The organism is Chloroflexota bacterium, assembly GCA_020850535.1.
Lineage (GTDB): Bacteria > Chloroflexota > UBA6077 > UBA6077 > JACCZL01 > JADZEM01.
The window spans coordinates 1-3,337 of the sequence record JADZEM010000008.1 but is presented as its reverse complement, the minus strand read 5'-3'; the positions used below and the strand labels follow the sequence as shown (position 1 = coordinate 3,337).

Genomic DNA, 3,337 nt, shown 5'->3' with positions numbered 1-3,337 from the left:
TGGTGCTGACCACCTCCGAAGCCGAACAGGACATCCTGGAAAGCTACAATTTGCACGCGAACTGTTACGTCAGGAAGCCTGTCGATCTGGACGCCTTCATCCAGGTGGTCCGGTCCATCGACAACTTCTGGCTGGCCATTGTGAAGCTGCCGCCCGAATGAGTCCGAACAGGCGGCGGGTTCAGACCGCGAAGACCCACACCGGCGGCTGCGTGGTGTACGCTGTGCTGAACCGGAGGGTCTGCCGTATCAAGCGGCCCGGTCCCCGCTGGTGATGCCAACCATGACCGTCTCGCCCATCGCTCAGGGACTGGTTCGCGTCCTGCTGGTCGAGGACAACATCGCGGATGTCGATCTGATCCGCGATGCGCTGGACGATGTCGCGCTCGACCCATCGCTTTCTGGCGCGGCCTTCGAGCTGGAGACGGTGGACCGGCTGCGAGCCGGCATGGAGCGTCTGCTCGCCGGCGATATCGACGTGGTGCTGCTCGATCTCTCCCTGCCGGACAGCCACGGTCTGGACACGTTTGTCAGGCTCGAACGGACCGCGCCGACCACGCCGATTGTCGTGCTCAGCGGCCTGGACGACGAGCAGATGGCCGTTCGGGCGGTCCGCGAGGGCGCGCAGGACTATCTGGTCAAGGGGCGCGCCGACAGCCTGACCCTCTCCCGTTCGATTCGCTACGCTGTCGAACGCAAGCGAGCCGAAGACGAGCGCGCGCGGCTGGCCCGCGCCCAGGCCGAGGCCGAGGCGTCGCTCCGCTCGCGTGACGAGACGCTCGCCACCATCTCGCACGACTTGCGCACGCCGCTCACGTCGATACGCGGGGTGGCGCAGCTGCTCCAGCGGCGGATCGCACGGGCCGGCGCGCTGGACCCGGTCGAGGTGCTGGAACGGCTCGGGCGGATCGAAGAGCAGACCGTCCTGATGGCCAGGATGATCGACGATCTGCTGGACGTCGCACGCATCGAGGCCGGGCGGCCGCTCGAGCTGCACCTGGAGGACTGCGAGCTGATCGGGCTGGTCGAGCGCGCCGCCGCCGACGTGCAGCGCACCACCGACCTGCACGATCTGCGCGTCGAGTCGGGCGTGGACGGGCCGTTGACGGGCCTGCTCGACGCCGTGCGTATCGAGCGGGTCATTCAGAACCTGTTGACGAACGCCGTCAAGTACAGCCCGGCCGGCGGCGAGGTGACCGTCATCCTGTCGCGCGACGAGGACGCGGGCGGCGCCTGGGCCGTCATCGCGGTGCGAGACCAGGGCATCGGCATCCCACCAGAGGACGTGCCCCACATCTTCGAGCGGTTCTACCGGGCCAGCAACGTCGGCGATGGCATCCGAGGCACCGGCCTCGGGCTGGCCGGCGCGCAGCAGATCGTGCAGCAGCACGGCGGCGAGATCTCGGCCGCCAGCGAGCCGGGCCAGGGCACGACCATTACCGTGCGGCTGCCCGCCGAATGACGCGCGCCGGCTGAACGCCTGTGGCCGCGCACATCCGCCGTCGACCGTTCCTCGCAGCGCTCGTCGCCGTGCTGCTGATCGCCGTGCTGGTGCTCGGCGGACGCGCAGCGTGGCGACTCGGGGTCCGGCTGCTCGGGCCGCCGCCCCCACCCCGACAGGTGGACGTGGCTTTGATCGCAGACTGGATGAGCGTACCGTATGTCGGACGGGCCTACCGCGTGCCGCAGCGGGAGATCTGGCAGGCGCTCGGCGTAGAGCCGGAGGGCCGTCAGCGCCGGCCGCTCCGGGACATCGCCTCGGAGACCGGGCGCAGCACCGACGAGACGCTGCTCCTGGTGCGGGGGACGGTGCAGGCGTGGCAGGACAGCCACCCTGAACCGCCGCCTCCGCCGGACGCGCCCTCCCCGCCGCCGATGCTGCCCGAAGAGAAGCCCGGCAACGGCCGCCCGGGCGGCGACGGCAAGCCGAGCGAGGGCAAACCGGCTGACGGCAAGCCCGGTGGCGACCTCCCGAGTCGCCGGCTGTCCACCGCGTCGTGGCCCGCGCCGCGGCCGGCCGTGAGCCAGCACTCCGTTTCGCGTATGGCCTGCGCGACCGTCCATGACGACCCCGCGTGAGAGCCGATGAGTGACGTTGCCACGGCGCTGGTGGCGTGGCTCGTCCTGTACACCTACCCCGTCGCGGCGCTGACGGTCCTGGTCGGCTCGCTGGGCGTGCCGCTCCCGAGCGCCGTGGTGGTGCTGGCGGCCGGCTCGATCACGACCACCGGCGACGACTCGCCGGAGATCAGCGTGCTGTTCGTCCTGATCCTGACGGCGGCGGTCGCCGGAGATATGGCCAGCTACAGCATCGGACGGTGGGCCGGGCACCTAGTGCTCGGGCGCTGGGGCGGGCGTGTGGGCGTCACCGAGGAGCGGCTCCACGGGGTTGAGCGCCGGCTGGAGCGCTGGGGCGGCCTGCTGGTGCTGGTGACGCGCTGCCTGCTGACAGGGCTGGCGCTGCCGACCAATCTCGTGGCCGGCGCGAGCACCTTCCCGATGATGAAATTCTTCCTGTACGCGCTGGTCGGCGAGACGATCTGGGTTGCCCAGTTGTTGGCGCTCGGCTGGTACTTCGGCGCGAGCTGGGTCTCGCTGCTGGACTACCTGGACGACGTCGTCACGGTGCTGACTACCATCGCGCTGGCAGCCGGGCTGATCTGGCTGCTGGTGCGGCTGCTGCGGCCGTCGCCCAGTAGCGCAATCTAGTGGGTCACTTGGCAAAATGGTGGCCATTCCGGTCAAGTTGGAGTAGACCGTGGTCTGGGAGGCAAGCGATGACCCGACGACGGAAGGATCCGTTGCGCGGGCTGATGGACGACGAACGGGGGAGCCTGGAGCAGTTGGGGCGCACGACGAGCGCCCCGGCCATCGTGGTGGCGCGAGCGCGGGCGCTGCTGGCCCTGGCCGAGGGATGCTCCTACACCGAGGCAGCGTGGCGGGTGGGGCGTCGGTCGGGCGACGCGATCAGGCAGGTGGTGGCGCGGTTCAATCGAGAGGGGCTCGGGGCGGTCGCGCCGTGCCATGGGGGCGGCTTCAGGGTCAAGTATGGCGCCGCCGAGCGGGAGCGGATCCTGGCTGAAGTACGACGCACGCCGGATCGGGAGCAGGACAAGACCGCGATCTGGTCGCTGACGACGCTCCAGCAGGCGTTGCGGAGCGCCGAGGACGGGCTGCCCGAGGTCAGCACGTACACCATCTGGTGCGTGCTGCACGAGGCCGACTTGAGCTGGCAGCGCGACCGGTCGTGGTGCCACACCGGGCTGGCCAAGCGGCGGCGCAAGCATGGCGAGGTCGAGGTCCACGATCCAGACGCGGTCGTAAACAGGGGCTGATCG

The 3,337-nt window shown here is 70.0% G+C and carries 5 protein-coding genes; all 5 read left to right on the top strand.

Going from position 1 to position 3,337, the window contains the following annotated elements:
• Positions 1-161 (top strand): response regulator (locus IT306_01220; GenBank protein MCC7367009.1); only part of this gene is annotated, 161 nt, incomplete at its 5' end.
• A 121-nt stretch (positions 162-282) separates the two neighbouring features.
• Positions 283-1,461, top strand: coding sequence for a response regulator (locus IT306_01215; GenBank protein ID MCC7367008.1), 1,179 nt, complete (start codon positions 283-285; stop codon positions 1,459-1,461).
• Positions 1,462-1,481: 20 nt separating this feature from the next.
• Positions 1,482-2,078, top strand: coding sequence for a hypothetical protein (locus IT306_01210; GenBank protein ID MCC7367007.1), 597 nt, complete (start codon positions 1,482-1,484; stop codon positions 2,076-2,078).
• Between the two features lie 6 nt (positions 2,079-2,084).
• Complete coding sequence (locus IT306_01205) at positions 2,085-2,708, top strand: DedA family protein (GenBank protein ID MCC7367006.1); 624 nt, start codon at positions 2,085-2,087, stop codon at positions 2,706-2,708.
• Positions 2,709-2,776: 68 nt separating this feature from the next.
• Positions 2,777-3,334 (top strand): helix-turn-helix domain-containing protein, encoded by a 558-nt coding sequence (locus IT306_01200; protein ID MCC7367005.1) that lies wholly within the window; start codon positions 2,777-2,779, stop codon positions 3,332-3,334.
• Positions 3,335-3,337: the final 3 nt, after the last annotated feature.